Raw genomic sequence first — 16609 nt, 5'->3', positions numbered from 1 at the left:
AGGAAATCATCAGCAGCCGGTTGGCGGCCGCCCATTCCGGTTGCCGGAGAGGGAACCGGCTCGTGAAAGGCGCGGGCGCCTGGACCGAATCGATTCACCCGGGCGGTGGCTCGACGTAGCCATAGGAGTTCGGGGCCGGAACGGTGGAAGGCGGCACCTCCGCCCGCGTCGCCCTGCTGACGCCACCGTTCCGTTGTCGATCAAGCCCCGTGACCTGCTCAGAGCGGTCGAATCACAGGTGGCGAGGGTCGATTGAACGGTATTGGACCTCTTCCCCACCAGCCGCCAGGCGCACGGGAATTCCCCTGGGACCGATCGAAACTCCCATTAAGGCGGGGCTCCGGATCGTTCGATGAAAAGCATCACGGGCGGCGTCCCCCTGGTCGACTCCCACCGCGAACTACGGCTCCTGTCTCTCTGCGTGATTAATCAATGGGCCTCGCGTACCCGGCAGCGCCAATTTCACAGTCATCTGTTTCTTTCGAAATGAGGTTTCAATGCGATTAAGTCTCCGATCAAGCCTGACATTGTTCATCGCCGCGGCGACAGTGGCCACCGTGGCGGCAGGTCCGACCACACAGGCCGAGGCCAGGATCGGCACCCCGGAGCCGTCGGTGGCCGAAGCCACGGGAGCGGCTCCGATCTGGGGCGAGTGCCCGCCAGTGGAATCCGGCATCCCGCGCGACCCGCGCCAGCAGTGCGCGACTTTGCAGGTGCCGCTGGACTACCGCGCCCCGCGTGGGCGGAGCATCGAGATCGCGATCTCCCGGATCGGTACGGCACAGCCGGGGTCGCGTCGCGGGATCCTGCTGTCCAACCCGGGCGGCCCAGGCGTTAGCGGCCTGGACCTGCCCAGCGTGCTGGCGGTCGGGCTGCCGCGCGAGGTCCTGGATCGGTATGACCTGATCGGCTTCGACCCGCGAGGGGTCGGCCGCAGCACCCCGGTCACCTGCGGGCTCGACCTCGCGCGGGACAATTCACTGGTGCTGCCCTATCCGGCGCCGGACGGCGGCATCGAGCGCAATGTCGCCTTCGCACGGAACACCGCAGCCGCATGCGCCAAGCACTCTGGCGATCTGCTCCCGTTCGTCACCACGGCCAACACGGCCCGGGACATGGACCGCATCCGAGCCGCACTCGGTGAACCGAGACTGTCCTACATCGGCGGCTCCTACGGCACCTATCTGGGAGCCGTCTACGTCTCGATGTTCCCGGGACGCACCGATCGGATCGTGCTGGACAGCGCCGTCGACCCTGGTCTGGTGTGGCGGGGTCATTTGCGGTCCGCGAGCAAGGCGGTCGCGGTGCGTCTGCCCGACCTCCTCGCCTTCGCGGCCGAACGGGACGCCGTCTACCACCTCGGTACGACACCGGACGAGGTACGGCGCAGCTACGACCGCCTGGTCGCGGCCCTTGACCGGCAGCCCTTGCCGATCCCCGGCGGCCTCATGTTCGACGGCAACACGCTGCGCGAGACCACCCGAAGAGGGCTGAGCTTCGACGCCCGCTTCCCCCTCATGGCCGAGTTGTGGCGGGAGCTCACTGCCGCCATCTCAGGATCCACCGTGGACACCGCCATCCTGGCGCGGCTGGACCGGCTGGGCCCTGCCGGTAGGGCCGGCGGTCACAGGGGCGCCGGAACGGCGCAGACACCGGCGGACAACCACGTCGCCGCGCTCTACGCGGTGATCTGCGGCGACGTCGCCTGGCCACGCAGCGTCGCGTTGCACGCCCGGCAGGTCGCGGCCGACCGGCGGGCGTGGCCGGTCACAGCGGGCATGCCGTCGAACATCTGGCCGTGCGCGGCGTGGCCCACCCGGCCCGTGGAGCCGCCGGTGAAGGTTACCGATCAGGGCCCGCGCAACGTGCTGATCCTGCAGAACACCCGCGACCCGATCACGCCCCTGGCGGGCGCACGCGGCCTGCGTGCCGCGCTAGGACAGCGGGCCGTCATGGTCACAGTCGACCAGGGAGGCCACGGCGTCTTCGGCCTGGGCAGCTGCGCCGACGAGACGATGAACTCCTTCCTGGCCACCGGGGCACTGCCCAGGCGAGACCGCTTCTGCCCGGCTCCGTCATCGGCCGACGCCATCGCCCGCTCCACCCGCTTGCCGTACCTACCTTCTGCGTGGCCGCTGTAGGGCCGTCGCCTGACGACTGCCGTGTGCAGGTAGATCGGAGGGGTGAGCAGGCCGAGGACGCCTCTCCGGCCACGACGAGCCGACGTCAACGGCCGCTCCCCCTTCGATAGAGATGCCCGTTGAACCCGCCTAAGACCAGTGCTCTCACCACCGACGCGTCCCGGCGGTACCTGCGATCGCTCCTGGCCGTAAGGAACCCGAGGATTGCCAAGGCACTGGCAGCGGGGATCACGGTCAGCCGAACGTCGACCGAAGCCCGCTACTTGATGCGGCGCGGCCCTACAGGACGCGCGCCATGCTCCGGCACCAGAAGGTGCTGGACCTGTGAGCTCCTGCGGGTGCCGGCCCTGCATACACCAAGGGGCCGGCGCTGCCGAGGGCAACGGCTGGGTGAAACCTTGTCGTCGCCACCGGCACCGGCACCGGCACCGGCACCGATGTGGCGAAAGCCTTCTTCCCTGATCCTCAATCGCCCCATCCTGAGTTCAGTTCCCCGACTTGCTGTACCGACTGGCCCTAGACGCGCTCAGCCGATTTCCGAGATGGCTCGGTGGTAGGCGAGGTGGCGTTGGTCGATCACGTGTCCGGGGAGGGTGCGAAGGTGTCCGCGTGTCTCCCCTGCTACTCGGTCGAAGAGGGTCAGGTCGTCCTCGATGACGATTGCGCCGTGCTTCGAAGAGGGTGTGGTGGTTGGGGCAGAGGCAGAGGAGGTTGGCGATTTCGTCGGGGCCGTTGTGGGGGTGGCCTAGCGGGCGGATGTGGGCGCCCTCGGCGTAGGGGCCGGTTGGGAGGGTTAATTGGAGGCCGCAGATCTGGCAGTGATGGCCGTGCAGGGATTTGATCCACTGTGCGAGTGCGGTGTCGCGGATGATGCGATTTGTTGTTGTCGGGTATCGGGCTGGGGTTGTGCTGGGGGGTGGGGTTGGAGTTGGTTCTGCGCGGATGAGGCCGACGCGAGATAGAAGGGCTTCCTGGTCGGTGTCGTGGAAGTACTTGCTGAGCAGGATCGCGGTGGCGTGGGAGCGGGTTGGCTCGTCGTGGGCTACCAGGTTGTAGAACCAGGCTTGGGGCCCGGATTTCGGTTGATGGCGGCGCATCCATATCTGGGGATCGCTGCCGCCGGCTGAGGGAGGGTTGGGGTGGCCGGGCAACTCCCAAAGGCCGACGTGGGTGAGCCTCAGGATGGGGAATTCGGGGTTGGGGCGGTCGTCGACAAGGCCGAAGTCCGTGATGAGGCGGCCGATCTCTGTGCGGGTGAAATCCCAGGGTGCCAGCCTGGGTTCGCCATTCGCGGCGCGGCCCAGTGCCCAGAGTAACGTCAACGGCTGGTGTCGTTTGGGGTGTTTGGTTTTGGGAGATGTCGCGGTTCTCAGCGTCGTGATTTTGCTGAGGAGGGACTCCACTGGGCTTTCGGGTGGGGTGTTTCCGGGGCCGGTTACGGTGAAGCCCAGGTTGCGTAGGTGGCGGGCCACCGTGGCGGCGCCGCCGGAGAAGTCCGAGGCGCGGAGTGGGGAGCCGTCGACGTGGCGGTGGGCGACGCCGGCGATCGCTTTGGAGTCGTATCTGCGGCCGTCGTGCTCGATGAAGTAGTCGCGTGCTCTCTGGTAGCCGTACAGGTCTAAGAAGGCTTCTCGGCCCAGGTGGTCGAACTCCTCGATGGCGGACAGCACCATGTCTCGGTGGAGATCGGAGAGAGCCATCAGATCATGGTACGTCGGTGCGTGGGGTGGGGGTACGGCGTCGCGTGGGGTTCGTGTGTGCGGCTTCAACTGGGGGGGTGGGTTGTGGCTTTACGGGTTCTGGGGGGTGGTGCTTGGGCGTTCTCGGGAGGTGGGGTGGGTGTGGCGGGGGTTGATGGTTTGCAGTGTGTGTTGCGGGTGGTTTCGTTTGTGGGTGTGGTTGGGGGTGGGTGAGATTCGGGGTGCATAGGGCTGTTTGGGTGGGGGTGCTACCCGGGGTTGGTAAAGAGGTTGGTTGAGGTTTATGGGGGGTCAAGGATAATCTTTCGGGGGCTTGGCTGGTTATTGTCGGATTAGGTTGTCCTTTCGTGGAAGATGTGATGGTGGGATAACGGTGCTTGCGGGATTAGCACGCTATTCCTTCTTCTCTGCTTCGCTGTTGTTTTCAGTGCTCCCACAGAGAGCAATTCTTGTTCTGTGGAATTGCGGGAAGGGATTCCTGTCGCCGGGCCCCTGGTCTGCTGAGCTTTGGGGTGGATTCCGGTTAGGAGACTCCGAATGTACGAGACCAAGCAGTCGCGTTCCGCTGTGGCTCCTCCTGTTGGGGAGAGGGAGGTTGCGGCGGGTGGGCCGTACGAGCGGTTTGTTGGGGGGTCGCCCCAGGTTGAGCGGGTGATCTTTGAGAGGCTTGCCCGCGAGCTGATGTTGGTGCAGCTCAAGGTTAAGAAGCGGGCCAAGGCCGCCGATGTGGAGCGGGCTTTCCATGCCAAGGGGATTCTTGGGGTGGAGAATGCCACGTTGAGATTTCGGCGGGATCTTCCTGAGGATCTGCAGGTGGGGTTCGCGCGGCCTGGGGCTGCTTATCCGGTGACTGTGCGGTTGTCCAATGCCAGTGGGGTTCGGCAGGCGGACTTTGAGCCTGATCTGCGGGGGGCGGCTCTTCGGGTGCGGGTGGGGCCTACCGAGGCTCATGACCTGCTCATGACTAATTATCCGGTCTCTCATGCGCGCAACGCTTGGGAGTTTGTGCAGTTCGCCAAGGTTATGGCGGGGGCGAATACTCGGTTGCGTAAGGCGTTCGCCTTGTTTGTGCGGCTGCCCCTGGTGGTGGGGGCGCGGCAGGCTCGGCGGATGCGGCGTAACGTGCGTGCGGGGACTCGGCGGAGGGTCGGCAGTCTCGCGCTTGAGCGTTACTGGAGCCGGGGGGCGATTCTCTGGGGGGACGCGGGGCCGGTGCGTTATCGGCTTCGGCCTGCGCCTGGGGTTCTGGGGGCTCCGGCGCCTTCTCGGACCGACGCGGATTATCTACGGCATGAGCTGGCCACTCGGCTGGTTCGGACGGATGTCGTGTTCGAGCTGTGTGTGCAGCGGTATGTGGACGGGGCGCGCACTGCTATTGAGAACGGGGCCGCTGTTTGGCGGGAGTCGGATTCTCCTCCGGTTGTGGTGGCGACTCTGACCATTCCCCGGCAGGACCTGGATACGGCGGACGCGCGTGCCGTCGAGCTCCTGGTCGATGAGATGGCCTTCGATCCGTGGAACACCACCGAGGAGTTCCGGCCGCTGGGCAATCTGAATCGGGCGCGGAGGGCCGCCTATGAGGCGGGGAGCGCGCATCGGCGGGGGTATCGGTTCGTCACTCCTGTGCCTCGGCGCAACGCGGTGGTCGGCCGGTTCCTGGACGGCCTCTTCCGGGTGGTCGATCGGGTTGTTCCGTGGCATCGGCTGCCGCGGGGGCTTGGGCTGCTCAATCTCGAGGCTTTTCGGCAGGTGCTGCGGCGGCGGAATCTGATCGACACCGAGGTGCATGAGGCTCCGCCTCAGGCGCATCGGGTGTCGCCGGTGGTCGATGCGGATCTGCGGACGCGGCGGAGTTATGACGGGACGTGGAACGACCTGTCGGCGCCGCGTATGGGGGCCGTCGGGGCGGCGTTCGGGCGGAATCTCGCGCCTGACTATCGGCCCGATCTGTTTGATGTGCCCAATCCGGTGCTGGTCAGCCGGCGGTTGTTGCATCGGGACGCCTTCATTCCCGCTACCTCGCTTAACGTGCTGGCGGCGGGGTGGATTCAGTTCCAGGTGCACGACTGGGTGAACCACCGGCGCTTCCCGGCCGGGCTGCAGGACGTCGAAGTGCCTCTGCCTCGGGGGATGACCTGGCGGAACACGCCTGGAGGGGCGCCTGAGCGGGTTATGCGGTTCGCCGACAACGAAGGAATGTGGCCGGCCGAGGGTGCGGAGCCGCCGGTCCTGTTCGCGAATACGGCGTCGCACTGGTGGGACGGGTCCGAGGTCTACGGCGGGGACGCTTCGGTCGCGTTGTCTTTGCGGGACGGGGCACAGTTGCGCTTGCCCGGCGGGCATCTGCCTGCGGGGGCGGACGGGGTGCCGCTCACGGGGTTCCGGGACAACTGGTGGCTGGGGCTGAGTGTGATGCACACGCTCTTCGCGCGTGAGCACAACGCGGTGTGTGAGGCGCTGCGGAGTGAGTATCGGCATATGGACGAGGAGGCTGTCTATCACACGGCCCGGCTCGTGGTGTCCGCGCTGATCGCCAAGATTCACACGGTTGAGTGGACACCGGCGATTCTCCGTACCGAGCTCATCGACCTTTCGTTGCGGGCCAACTGGGAGGGGCCTCCGCAGAACTGGCTGACGCAGCTGGGGTTGTGGCTGGTGGACGAACACGCGCTCACCGGGATTACGGAGACGGTGCCGGATCACCATGGGGCGCCGTACTCGTTGACCGAGGATTTCGTGACGGTCTATCGGATGCACCCGCTGATTCCCGATGACTATGAGATCGCGGATCACCGGACGGGGCATCTGCTCGGGTCCTACGGGTTCCGTGAGGTGCAGGGAATGGCCACCGAGGAGGTCGCGCGGCGGGTGGGGCTGGCGAATGCGCTCTACTCGCTGGGGATCGCGCATCCGGGGGCCATCACGTTGCACAACTATCCGCAGGCGCTGCTCGAGTTCGAGCGGGACGGGGAGTTGATCGACCTGTCGGTCGTCGACCTCGTGCGCACGCGTCGGCGGGGTGTGCCGAGGTACAACGATTTCCGGGCCGGGTTGCACAAGCCGCGGGTCCGGCGGTTCGAGGACGTGTCGTCTGATCCGGACGTCGTGGCGCAGCTCAAGGATGTTTACCGCACGGTCGACGAGATCGACACGATGGTGGGGCTGTTCGCGGAGAACCCGCCTGCGGGGTTCGGGTTCAGTGACACGGCTTTCCGGATATTCATTCTCATGGCCAGCCGGCGGTTGCAGAGCGACCGGTTCCTGACGGTGGACTTCCGGCCTGAGGTCTATACGCCGTTGGGGCTCGACTGGATCGATCGCAGTGGGATGAAGAGCGTCATCCTGCGTCATTGCCCGGAGCTGGCGGCATCGCTGCCTAGGAAGGCCAGTGCGTTCGCGCCGTGGGTTCCGATGATGCCTGACGGGCAGCGGCCGGCGGGCTGAGGGATGGGGGCTCTGTCATGACCGTGAAATCGGAGGTTCGGCAGAGGGGGCTTGAGGCTCTGCTTGTGCGGCCGCTGGTCGAGACGATTTGGAAGAGGCGGACACATCGGGTGAGCCGCGGGTCGTCGGTGGCGGCGGGGTCGATGAGTTATCGCTCGCCGAACGAGCGGTCGCCGCTTTCTGAGTTGGAGGAGGCGGTGCTCATCGCGCTCACCGGGTGTTCCGGGCTGACGATGCCGGATCGGCCGTTCGAGGATCCCCGGGATGGGAAGCCCATCATGGCCAAGCCGAATCTCAACATGGTGGGGCGGACGGCGGGGAGCCCGGACAACGCGCAGAGCACGCATTTCTTTATGATCAATGACAGCGGGACCTACTACCTGCGGAAGTTGCCGCCGGCGGCTCCCGGGCTGTCGTTCGACGACGCCGATGCGCTCGTCGCGCGGGCGCGTGAGGCGAAGGTCAGGGTGCTCGGGCGGCGGCTCGACGTGGGCGAGGGGATGCGGGACTTCCCTGCTTATCTGGACTCCAATCGTTTTCTTTCCAATCTGCCGGGGACCACGGTCTTTCTGCCGGTGGTCGATCTTTCACATCAATACATCAACGCGTTGATGTATCTGCTCACTCAGCCGGACGGGGCTCGGCCCACTGTCGTCGACGATCGCAATTTTTATCGGCCGGCGGGGGTGCGGAGGTGGGTGAAGAGCGGATTTCTGAACGGCGACCTGAAGTTGCCCCTTGGGGTTCTGGGGCCGATGCGCACTCAGATCGAGGCCGATCTGCTCTTGCAGAACATGATGCTCGTGGCCGACGCCATGGGGCTTGGCGCCTGGATTCACGCGACCATTCATCCGCAGATCATGCTGGGTGATCCGAAGTTCTCGCCCACCTATGGGCGGATGCTGGGCTTCGATTTTGTCACTCCGCGGTTCAGGCTGCCGGATGTCGTGCGGTGGCAGGTGCCGTTGCCTCGGTTCGCCGGCGTTCGATCGCATCCGGTCGGGCTGCGGGTGGACGGGGAGCATCTCATCAAGGCTGCTTGTCCGCCCAACTATGCCTCTATGGAGGAGGCGGTCGAGGCCGTGGGGCGGGAGAAGTTCGGGCCTTCAGGCATCTACGGGGACGCGCAGCTCTTCAATCGGATATACAAGGGTGATTTTGGGCGGCGCTATCTCGCCGAGGCGCAGGAGTACGACCGCAAGGTGATCGACTGCGTGCGTGATATATGTGTGTACATTCACGCGACGCACGGGCGGTTTCCCGCGCACACCGATGCCGTTCACGTGCCTGGCATATGGCTTCAGACACACCACGTGGAGAACGAATACTACGAGCGGTTCTTCCGTAACGGGGTCACCGATGCGCATGCTCGGCATGCCGAGCAGTGGCATCCCTGAGGTTTCGCTCGCATTTCCCATGCGGCAAGGACCGGGATTTCGACCGCACAGGACATGGATCAGGAAAGGATCGGCGCGAGGGCGCGGTTCGCGATTCTGTGAGGTGGATCATTATGGGTGCACCGGCGCCGACCGGCGTCTTTGACAAGATCCGGGAGAAGAGCCTTGAGCAGGCGCAGCTCGCCGCCGAGCGGTACGGCGAGGCCAGTGCCGACCGGGACGAGATACGGCGCAGGCAGGAGCGGGGTGAGGCCTTTCCCGACTCGCCGGAGGCGCTGTCGGCCCGGGCCACGCGCCTTATTCAGCGCCATGGGGTGCCGACGGAGGCGGTGGTGGAGGCCACTCGGGCCGAGGCTCTCGATCGGCCGGCGATGTTCGAGCGTGTTCTCGGGGTCTCCAAGGATCTGCAGGCGTGGAGTTTCCTGCCTCGGGGGGCGCGGGCGGCCAGGACCGTGGCGCGGATCTCGATTCGGGAGAACGGGCGGGAGCTTCCGCTCGGGACGGGTTTTCTGGTCTCGCCGCGGCTGTTGCTCACCAATCATCACGTGCTGCCCGACACGGAGTCGGCGCGTGATGCCTTCGTCGAGTTCGACGCCCAGGTCACGGTGGACAACGTGCCTGACATGGCCAAGCGCTTCGATCTGGATCCGGGGGTGTTCTTCGCGACCGACGAGCATCTCGATTTCGCTCTGGTGCGGGTGAGCGACGGGGCCGATGGGCGGTCGCCCGGCGAGCAGTTCGGGTGGAACAAACTCAGTGCTCAGACGGGCAAGCTGGTCGTCGGGGAGCCGGTCAACATCATCGGGCACCCGATGGGGCGCCTCAAGGAGATCTCGATCCGGGAGAACAGGCTTGAGGTGCGGCTGGAGGAGTTTCTTCACTATCAGACCGACACCGAGCCGGGGAACTCCGGGTCGCCGGTCTACAACGACCAGTGGGAGGTTACGGCGCTGCACCACAGCGGTGTTCCGCGGACCGACGCGCAGGGGCGCACTCTGCGGCGGGACGGGCAAGTGTGGCGGCCCGGGGACGGGGACGACGCCATCGACTGGCTTTCGAATGAGGGGGTGCGCGTCAGTGTCATTCTCGGGCACCTGGCCGAGCTTTCCCTCAACCTGGGGCAGCGGGCTCTTCTCAGCGAGATGGGGCCGGAATCGGGGTTCCAGGAGGGTGTGAGCGCGGTGTCCCTCTCGGCTTCTCCTGTGGCGGCGCCGGGTGAGTCGGTGCAGGTTGGCGATCATGTCGACGGCGTCTCCGAAAGGGCACCGTCCACCACTCGGGTTTCGGGGTTGCCGGCCAGGGCTAGTGCTTTCGGTGGGACCCGGCATCTGGTTTTCCTGCACGGTCGTGCTCAGGAAGGGCGGGATCCCCGGCGGTTGCGGGAGTCCTGGACCGTGGGGCTGAACGACGGGCTTGCCCTCGCCGGGCAGAGCATGATCGAACCGGCTGACATCTGGTTCCCCTTCTATGGGGATCGGCTGATCGAGGCGATAAGCGCTCGGGAGGCCATGCGTCGTTCCGTGGAGGAGATCGCCGCGGCTCCGGAGGAGGCGGCGGCGCCGGAGCGTCCGTCCACTCGGCAGGTGTACGAGGAGCTGCTGAGTGAGGCGGCGGCCATGTCGCACGCCGTTCACGGAACGCCCGAGGAGACGCTCGACGTGGTGGGGACCGTCCATCAGGGGCTGAGTTTCCTGGCGGCGACCACCGGGCTGGATCGGCTGGCCATCGCGCTGATTTTCCGGGACGTCGCCCGGTATCTCGATGATTCGCGGGTGCGCGAGGCGGTTTTGCAGTCGGTGTTCGAGACGATGCCGACGTCGGGCGACATGGTGCTGGTCAGTCACAGTCTGGGGACGGTCGTCGCCATGGATCTGCTCATGCAGCTCGATCGCCACGTGAATGTCGGCCTGCTTGTCACCGCCGGCAGTCCGCTGGGGATGGACAGCGTTTATCGGCGGTTGTCCACCGGGGGGCCTAAGTTGCCCGATCGGGTTCCGCTGTGGTTCAACACCTGGTGCGCCATCGACCCTGTCTCGGTCGGATGCCCGCTGGCGGACACGTGGCAGGGAGGCGAGTTCACCGAGGTCCGGGTCGAGAATTCGCCTGCTCGGGTGCACGACATCGAGGAGTATCTCGCGCACGTCGAGGTCGCGCGGGCGATCAGTGACGCGCTCACGAAACGTTCCTGATGTGCGTGCGCTCGTCCGGCCCGGCTCGGCACCCCCGGGTGCACCTGGTCAGCCAGTCCTACGGCGGCTCCGCCAAGGCGATGTGCCCGACCGCGAGCTCCAGGTTCTCTATCGGCACGCCGCCACCATGCCGCGGGTCACGTTGCGTCACGCCATCGGATATCTGTCCGCAGCCTGGTTGAGAGGCACTGGCTCGTAAATGGTTTCTGCGGCTGCGTCGCTGAAGGTGGGAAGGAGGAGGGATGAAGGTTTACGAGGCCATCGTCAACGGGCTGGAAGACGTCGGAGTGCGGGCCGCGTTCGGCGGGGCCGGGGAGAACGCCGCGGGCTTGATGGTGGCGTTGAAGCACTCGCGGCGGATCCGGCCGATCATCGCCCGGCACGAGCAGGCGGCGTCGTTCATGGCGTGCGGCTATGCGATGTACACCGGCGAGCTGGGGTTCTGTTTCGCCACGGCGGGGCCCGGGGCGTTCAATCTGTTCTCCGGGCTGGCCGTCGCGATGTCCGACTCCTATCCGGTGCTCGCCGTCTCGGGGTATGCCTCCAGAAAGTGGCAGGGCTGGGGCTCGCTCAACGAGACTTCCGGGCTGAGCCGTACGCCGGATTCGCAGGCGATGTTCGCGGCCACCACCAAGAGGTCTTTCCTGTTGAAGAGCGCAGCGGACACGTGTGACGTGCTTGAGGAGGCGGTCAACGTCGCGTTCGAGGGACGGCCGGGGCCGGTGCACATCCATGTTCCCGAGGATCTGACGGAACGTGGGGTCGAGGTGGAGAACGTGCGTCCCATCCGCCTCAAGGTAGCGCCGGTGTTGCCGGATCCGGCGCGGGTGGAGGAGATCGCGTCGGTGCTGGCGGATGCCGTCGCGCGGCGGAAACGCGTGGTGGTGCTGGCGGGTTTCGGCGCCGTCTTGAGTGGGGCGGGGGCCGAGCTCAGGCAGTTGATCGAGCGTTTCCAGTTTCCGCTGCTGACCACGCTCGACGGCAAGGGCATCGTGGCGGAGGGGCATCCGCTGGCGGTGGGTGTCTTCGCCGACAGCGGGCACGCGAGTGCCTGGAAAGCGTTCCGGGAGGCCGATGTGGTGTTGTGTGTCGGCAACTCGCTCAATCAGCACGCCACGTTCAACTATCGGAAGGACCTGTTCGACGGGAAGCTGCTCATTCACGTGAACCTCTCCGAGGGCGAGTTCCACAAGGCATACACGCCTGACTACCCGCTCCTGTCCGATGCCCGTGCGGGAGTGGCGGCTCTTGCCGAGGCGCTTGAGGCGAAGGTCGGCGACGTGCCGGCGGTGGAGGTGGACGGCAGGGATTACGAGGCCAGGCACATTCTTCATCTGACCGGCAAGATTCATCCCGGCGTGCTGGCGCAGGCCATCGGCCGGATGTTGCCTCCGCGCGGGGTGATTCTGGCGGACGCCGGGGCGCATCTCGCATGGCTCGGCTATTACGTGGAGCTTGAGGAGGGGCAGAGTTACCGTAAGGCCGGGTCGTTCGGGCCCATGGCAGGGCATGTGAACGGCGCGATCGGGTTGAAGGTCGCGCAGCCGGATCGCACAGTGGTCGTCGGGTGCGGCGACGGGTGCTATTCACTGTCGGGGTTTGAGTTGATGACGGCTGTCGAGCACAAGATCCCCGTCATCTGGGTCATCTTTAACGACAACGAGTTTAAGTTGATCAAGCTCTATCAGATCGCGACGTACGGTGAGACCGCGCTGGTCGAGTTTCAGAATCCGGATTTCGCGTCCTACGCTCGGGCGTGCGGCGCCGACGGTTATCGGGTGCAGACGCTTGAGGAGTTCGAGGACGCGTTTCGCAGGGCTCTGGCCTCGGGGCATCCCACGGTCATCGACGCGGCCATCACGCGGTGGGCCATCCCGCATTACAGTCCCTCTCCAGACGGTGTGATCGCCGGTCTGGTGGAGACGGTCGAGGCCCGATTCCGCGACCAATGACGACCGCCCGTTGCCGCGAGGGCGCTCGTGCCGGCGTGGGCCGTGTCGGCGGGGCTGTGCTCGTGTCGCTCGCCGAGGGCGTCTCACCCGTCCCGTACCCGGCGGTGGCTCCCGGGTTGCCGGCGGCGCTGGACACCGTGAGCCCCCAAGACGCGAACAGTGAGGCGTTCGGAGGTGAACCATCGGCGGGTTCCAGACGGCACGGCGGTTTCGTCAATCCCGCGCCGGGCTGCCGGCGGAGCAGGGCACCGTGAGCCCCCAAGACGCGAACAGTGAGGCGTCCGGGGGTGAACCATCGGCGGGTTCCAAACGGCACGGCGGTTCCATCAAACCCACGCCGGGTTTCACGCGACGCCAGGTTCCACACGGCCTACCGGGTTGGCCGAATAGGCGTGCCTACTGGTGCGGTTGATCCGGCAGCGGATTCCAGGTGACGCGTCCGCTCCGCAGGTCGGCGATGAGAGTGCGGATGTAGTCGAGTTCGGCCTGGATCAACGCCTGCTGATACTCGCTTTCGACCAGGAACACGGGAGCGAGGAACCGCCTCCCCTCGGCCAGTTCGTGTTCGACTTCCGCCAGGCGGGCTTTTAGGGAGGCGGCGCGTTGTTCCAGTGCGGCGCGCGCCTCGTCACCCGTCACGACCGGGAGGAAGGCGAGGGCGGCGGGAAACTCGGGGAATTCGCGGGCGGGGGTGGACAGCATGGCCAGCATCCACCTGCTAAGGGTTTCCCGGCCCTCCTCTGTCGCCTCGTAGATCGTGCGTTCGGGGCGTTTTTCCTCGCGTGAGGTCTCCCGTACGGCGATGAGTCCGTCGCGAAGCAGGCGGTTGATCGTCTGGTAGATGCTGTTGCGCTGCGCGACGTTGACCACGTCGTCCTTGCGGCGCTCCTTGATCAACTGCTGCATGCGATAGGCGTGCGTCGGCGCCTCGACGACCAGGGAGAGCAGCGCGACGGCCAGCGGAGATCGCCTTGTGGACATGGCTCGCATCGTATCCCGGGCGCAAATGGCCATACTCATGCATAGTCATATCATGTATAGTTAAAATATGACTATCGCCTTGATCGCCGGTGGCGGCATCGCCGGCCCCGTTACCGCCATGGCCCTCCAGCGCGTGGGCATCGAAGCGCACATCTATGAGGCGTACGACCGCGGATCCGAGGGTGTGGGGGCGTTCCTGACCCTCGCCGTCAACGGACTCGCCGCGCTGCGCCACCTCGACCTGCACGACCTCGTCTGCGACCTCGGCATGGACACGCCGACCATGCGAATCAGCAACGCCCGCGGAAAACTGCTGGCCGAGTTCAAACAGCCCGGCCGCACTCTCAAGCGCGCCGACCTCTATCGCGTGCTGCGCGATGAAGCCGTACGGCGGGGCATCCACATGGAGTACGGCAAGCGCCTCGAAGACGCCACGCTTACCGGTGACGGCGTGCGGGTGGTCTTCTCCGACGGGAGCACGGCGGAGGGAGATCTGCTGGTCGGTGCGGACGGCCTGCGTTCACGCACCCGCACCGTCATCGATCCGGGTGCACCGCGTGCGCGCCATGTCGGCCTGCTCAACACCGGTGGATTCACCGACGGTGTCACCGTGCCAGGTGAACCGGGCACGTCCTACTTCATCTTCGGCAGGAAATGCTTCTTCGGTTACAACATCCATCCGGACGGGCAGGTGTGGTGGTTCGCCAATCCACCTAGCCGGAAGGAGCCGACCAAAGAAGAACTCGCCGCGGTTTCGCCGCAGCAGTGGCGGGAGCGGCTGATGGAGTTGTTCCGGGGCGACACCGGGCCGATGCTCGATGTCATCAGGGCCACCGACGAGATCATGACGGGCTGGAACACCTACGATTTCCCGACCGTGCCCACGTGGTACAACGACCGCATGGTCATCGTGGGCGACGCCGCCCACGCGACCTCGCCCGCCTCCGGGCAGGGCGCTTCGATGGCCATCGAGGACGCGGTCGTGCTCGCCAGAAGTCTGCGCGACGGGCGAAATATCCGGTCGTCCTTCGCCGCCTACGAAAGTCTGCGCCGGGACAGGGTGGAGCGCATCGTGGCGCAGGGCAAACGCAATGGGGACGGTAAGGCTCCGGGCGTCGCGGGGGCTTTCATCCGCGATCTCATCCTCCCGGTGATCATGCGCCAGGCGGTCAAGAAGAACGCCATGTCATGGATTCACGACTACCGCATCACATGGGATGAGCCGGCCCTCCGCCAAGCGTCGTGAGCCGTGCCGCTCGGCGATCCCGGCGCCCTCCAAGGCGACTTTCCAGACCGCAAGAAAACATCCGGCGGTGAACTTGCTCTTATGTGAGGTTCCTGGCCGCCGGGACGTGCCGCTTGACCTCGAACGCGGTGGCGGTGGTGTCAGGACCGTTGGGCTGGAAGGCTCCGAAACGACGCGAAGGTTTCGGCCTTGGCGACGTAGAGACCGGTCAGGGCGGGTTCGACGGCGGCGACATCGTTGGGCTGGGAGGCAAAAACGACGTGGAGGTTTCGGCCTTGGCGACGTAGAGGCCGGTCAGGGCGGGGACGAGTACGGCCAAGAAAAGCCGGTGAAACCCTGCGCCGCAAACGAGCGCAGGGTTCCATGCGTACGTGCCACACCGGTCATGAACCCGGCTTCGCCGTACGCACAACAAGCCGTACCCACAACAAGGCCGGTGCCCGCAACAAGTGGTTAGGCGCATGACCCCAATGCGTGTGCCTCACGCGAGACAGGGGTGTTTCTCGGGTGGCGTGGGAAGTGGCGCATCACCCGCAGCATCGTGCCGGGTCGCATGAGTGCCTGCGACGAGTCGACCAGGTCAGGGTGAGGGCGGCGTCGTGGCCGTCGCCGGGGAGTTTGAAGAAGAAGGCGCCGCGTGGGTGTTGCGGAGTGCTGACGGAGTTGACGGCGAGGTCGCGGCCGAAAGGGTCGCCGTTCAGGCGGAAGTGGCGCGTCGTGTATGCGAGGTCGACTTTGACCTGGTCGGGCTGGTAACCGAGGTCGTGCAGCCAGAAGGAGGTGCGGGAGCCGCGGCCCATGGTGTCGACGACGAGGGCGGCTTCGAGTGCCTCCTGAAGGCGGTTGGTGTCGCGGCGCAGGCGGGTGCCGGTGATGCGGGTGCCGTCGGGGGTGGCGAGCAGGCCGAGGATGCCGTGGCCTTCGCGGAATCGCACGTCGGGCAGTCCTTGGACACGCAGGCGAATGTGGTGTTCGAGGAGGGGACGGGTCGGGGCCGGCCTGGCGGTGGCGCGGGTGTTCAAGGAGCGCGGCCTGTCGTCCGAGGTGCTGGAGGCGGCTGGCGACGTCGGCGGCAATCTGGGACGCGAGCCGCCTCGACTCCCCCATGGATCCCCATACTCACACCATTGCCTCAAGGGCCTTTCAGGATTTTCCAGGGTTTCCTATGCCGGAGTCCTATCCCCGCTATCCCAGCCATGAACTTGTGCTCGAATACTTGCGTTCTTATACCGATCACTTCGAACTACGCACGCATACAAGGTTCGCGGCGAACGTCACGCGGATCGAGCCGGAGTGGACGATCACCCTCGACGGCGGGGAGACACGCCGCTACGCCGGCGTCGTACCGGCCACCGGCCACGACCGGATACTGCGCCGGGCCGTCCTGCCCGGCGATCCGAAGGTGGAGACGATCCACTCCAGTGCCTATCGCGACCCGGCGCAGCTGGCCGGCCGGCGTGTGCCGGTGGTGAGGGGCGGGCAGTCGGCGGCCGACGTGCTGACCGACAGCGCGATGTACGCCACAAGCACGCTGCACAGCACTCGGTGTGGTTTCTGAT

General features: G+C 66.0%; 10 protein-coding genes. 7 read left to right on the top strand and 3 right to left on the bottom strand.

All coding sequences use genetic code 11. The features are described from left to right. Window positions 1-497 precede the first annotated feature (497 nt). Window positions 498-2141, top strand: a complete 1644-nt coding sequence (locus Ssi02_RS24905; RefSeq protein ID WP_204029805.1) for an alpha/beta hydrolase — start codon at window positions 498-500, stop codon at window positions 2139-2141. A 485-nt stretch (window positions 2142-2626) separates the two neighbouring features. On the opposite strand, the gene Ssi02_RS24900 is transcribed toward Ssi02_RS24905, so the two are convergent. Further along, window positions 2627-3841, bottom strand: coding sequence for a LytR C-terminal domain-containing protein (locus Ssi02_RS24900; RefSeq protein ID WP_204029804.1), 1215 nt, complete (start codon window positions 3839-3841; stop codon window positions 2627-2629). A 651-nt stretch (window positions 3842-4492) separates the two neighbouring features. Between Ssi02_RS24900 and Ssi02_RS24895 the strand changes: the two genes are divergently transcribed. From Ssi02_RS24895 to Ssi02_RS24880, 4 genes are all read left to right on the top strand, one after another. Further along, entirely contained in the window at window positions 4493-7285 is a 2793-nt protein-coding gene (locus Ssi02_RS24895; RefSeq protein ID WP_204029802.1) for a peroxidase family protein, read from the top strand. 143 nt (window positions 7286-7428) lie between these two features. After that, window positions 7429-8682: a hypothetical protein gene (locus Ssi02_RS24890; protein WP_204029800.1), complete on the top strand. Its 1254-nt coding sequence runs from the start codon at window positions 7429-7431 to the stop codon at window positions 8680-8682. Between the two features lie 113 nt (window positions 8683-8795). Further along, window positions 8796-10871 (top strand): serine protease, encoded by a 2076-nt coding sequence (locus Ssi02_RS24885; protein WP_204029798.1) that lies wholly within the window; start codon window positions 8796-8798, stop codon window positions 10869-10871. A gap of 242 nt (window positions 10872-11113) precedes the next feature. Continuing rightward, a complete protein-coding gene (locus Ssi02_RS24880; RefSeq protein ID WP_204029796.1) occupies window positions 11114-12823 on the top strand; it encodes a thiamine pyrophosphate-binding protein in 1710 nt (569 codons plus the stop codon). Window positions 12824-13219: 396 nt separating this feature from the next. Here the strand turns inward: Ssi02_RS24880 and Ssi02_RS24875 are convergent, their stop codons facing one another. Continuing rightward, window positions 13220-13804, bottom strand: a complete 585-nt coding sequence (locus Ssi02_RS24875; protein ID WP_239129575.1) for a PadR family transcriptional regulator — start codon at window positions 13802-13804, stop codon at window positions 13220-13222. Window positions 13805-13871: 67 nt separating this feature from the next. Between Ssi02_RS24875 and Ssi02_RS24870 the strand changes: the two genes are divergently transcribed. Then, window positions 13872-15050 carry an FAD-dependent monooxygenase gene (locus tag Ssi02_RS24870; protein ID WP_204029792.1) on the top strand — a complete coding sequence of 393 codons (1179 nt, stop codon included), beginning with the start codon at window positions 13872-13874 and terminating at the stop codon, window positions 15048-15050. A 527-nt stretch (window positions 15051-15577) separates the two neighbouring features. Here Ssi02_RS24870 and Ssi02_RS24865 read toward each other — a convergent pair. After that, window positions 15578-15985 carry a hypothetical protein gene (locus Ssi02_RS24865; protein WP_204029790.1) on the bottom strand — a complete coding sequence of 136 codons (408 nt, stop codon included), beginning with the start codon at window positions 15983-15985 and terminating at the stop codon, window positions 15578-15580. A 170-nt stretch (window positions 15986-16155) separates the two neighbouring features. On the opposite strand from Ssi02_RS24865, the gene Ssi02_RS24860 reads away from it, so the two are divergent. Continuing rightward, complete coding sequence (locus Ssi02_RS24860) at window positions 16156-16608, top strand: NAD(P)-binding domain-containing protein (protein ID WP_275410743.1); 453 nt, start codon at window positions 16156-16158, stop codon at window positions 16606-16608. The last annotated feature ends 1 nt before the right edge of the window (window position 16609 follow it).

The sequence above is a fragment of the Sinosporangium siamense genome (assembly GCF_016863435.1).
GTDB lineage: Bacteria > Actinomycetota > Actinomycetes > Streptosporangiales > Streptosporangiaceae > Sinosporangium > Sinosporangium siamense.
Note: the sequence above shows the minus strand (reverse complement) of the source record. Positions and strands in the feature narration are given on the sequence as shown.

Coding starts and splice junctions, on each gene's coding strand:
- Ssi02_RS24905 (WP_204029805.1), top strand. CDS start 498: ATGCGATTAAGTCTCCGATCAAGCCTGACATTGTTCATCGCCGCGGCG.
- Ssi02_RS24900 (WP_204029804.1), bottom strand. CDS start 3,841: ATGGCTCTCTCCGATCTCCACCGAGACATGGTGCTGTCCGCCATCGAG.
- Ssi02_RS24890 (WP_204029800.1), top strand. CDS start 7,429: ATGAGTTATCGCTCGCCGAACGAGCGGTCGCCGCTTTCTGAGTTGGAG.
- Ssi02_RS24885 (WP_204029798.1), top strand. CDS start 8,796: ATGGGTGCACCGGCGCCGACCGGCGTCTTTGACAAGATCCGGGAGAAG.
- Ssi02_RS24880 (WP_204029796.1), top strand. CDS start 11,114: ATGAAGGTTTACGAGGCCATCGTCAACGGGCTGGAAGACGTCGGAGTG.
- Ssi02_RS24875 (WP_239129575.1), bottom strand. CDS start 13,804: ATGTCCACAAGGCGATCTCCGCTGGCCGTCGCGCTGCTCTCCCTGGTC.
- Ssi02_RS24870 (WP_204029792.1), top strand. CDS start 13,872: ATGACTATCGCCTTGATCGCCGGTGGCGGCATCGCCGGCCCCGTTACC.
- Ssi02_RS24860 (WP_275410743.1), top strand. CDS start 16,156: ATGGATCCCCATACTCACACCATTGCCTCAAGGGCCTTTCAGGATTTT.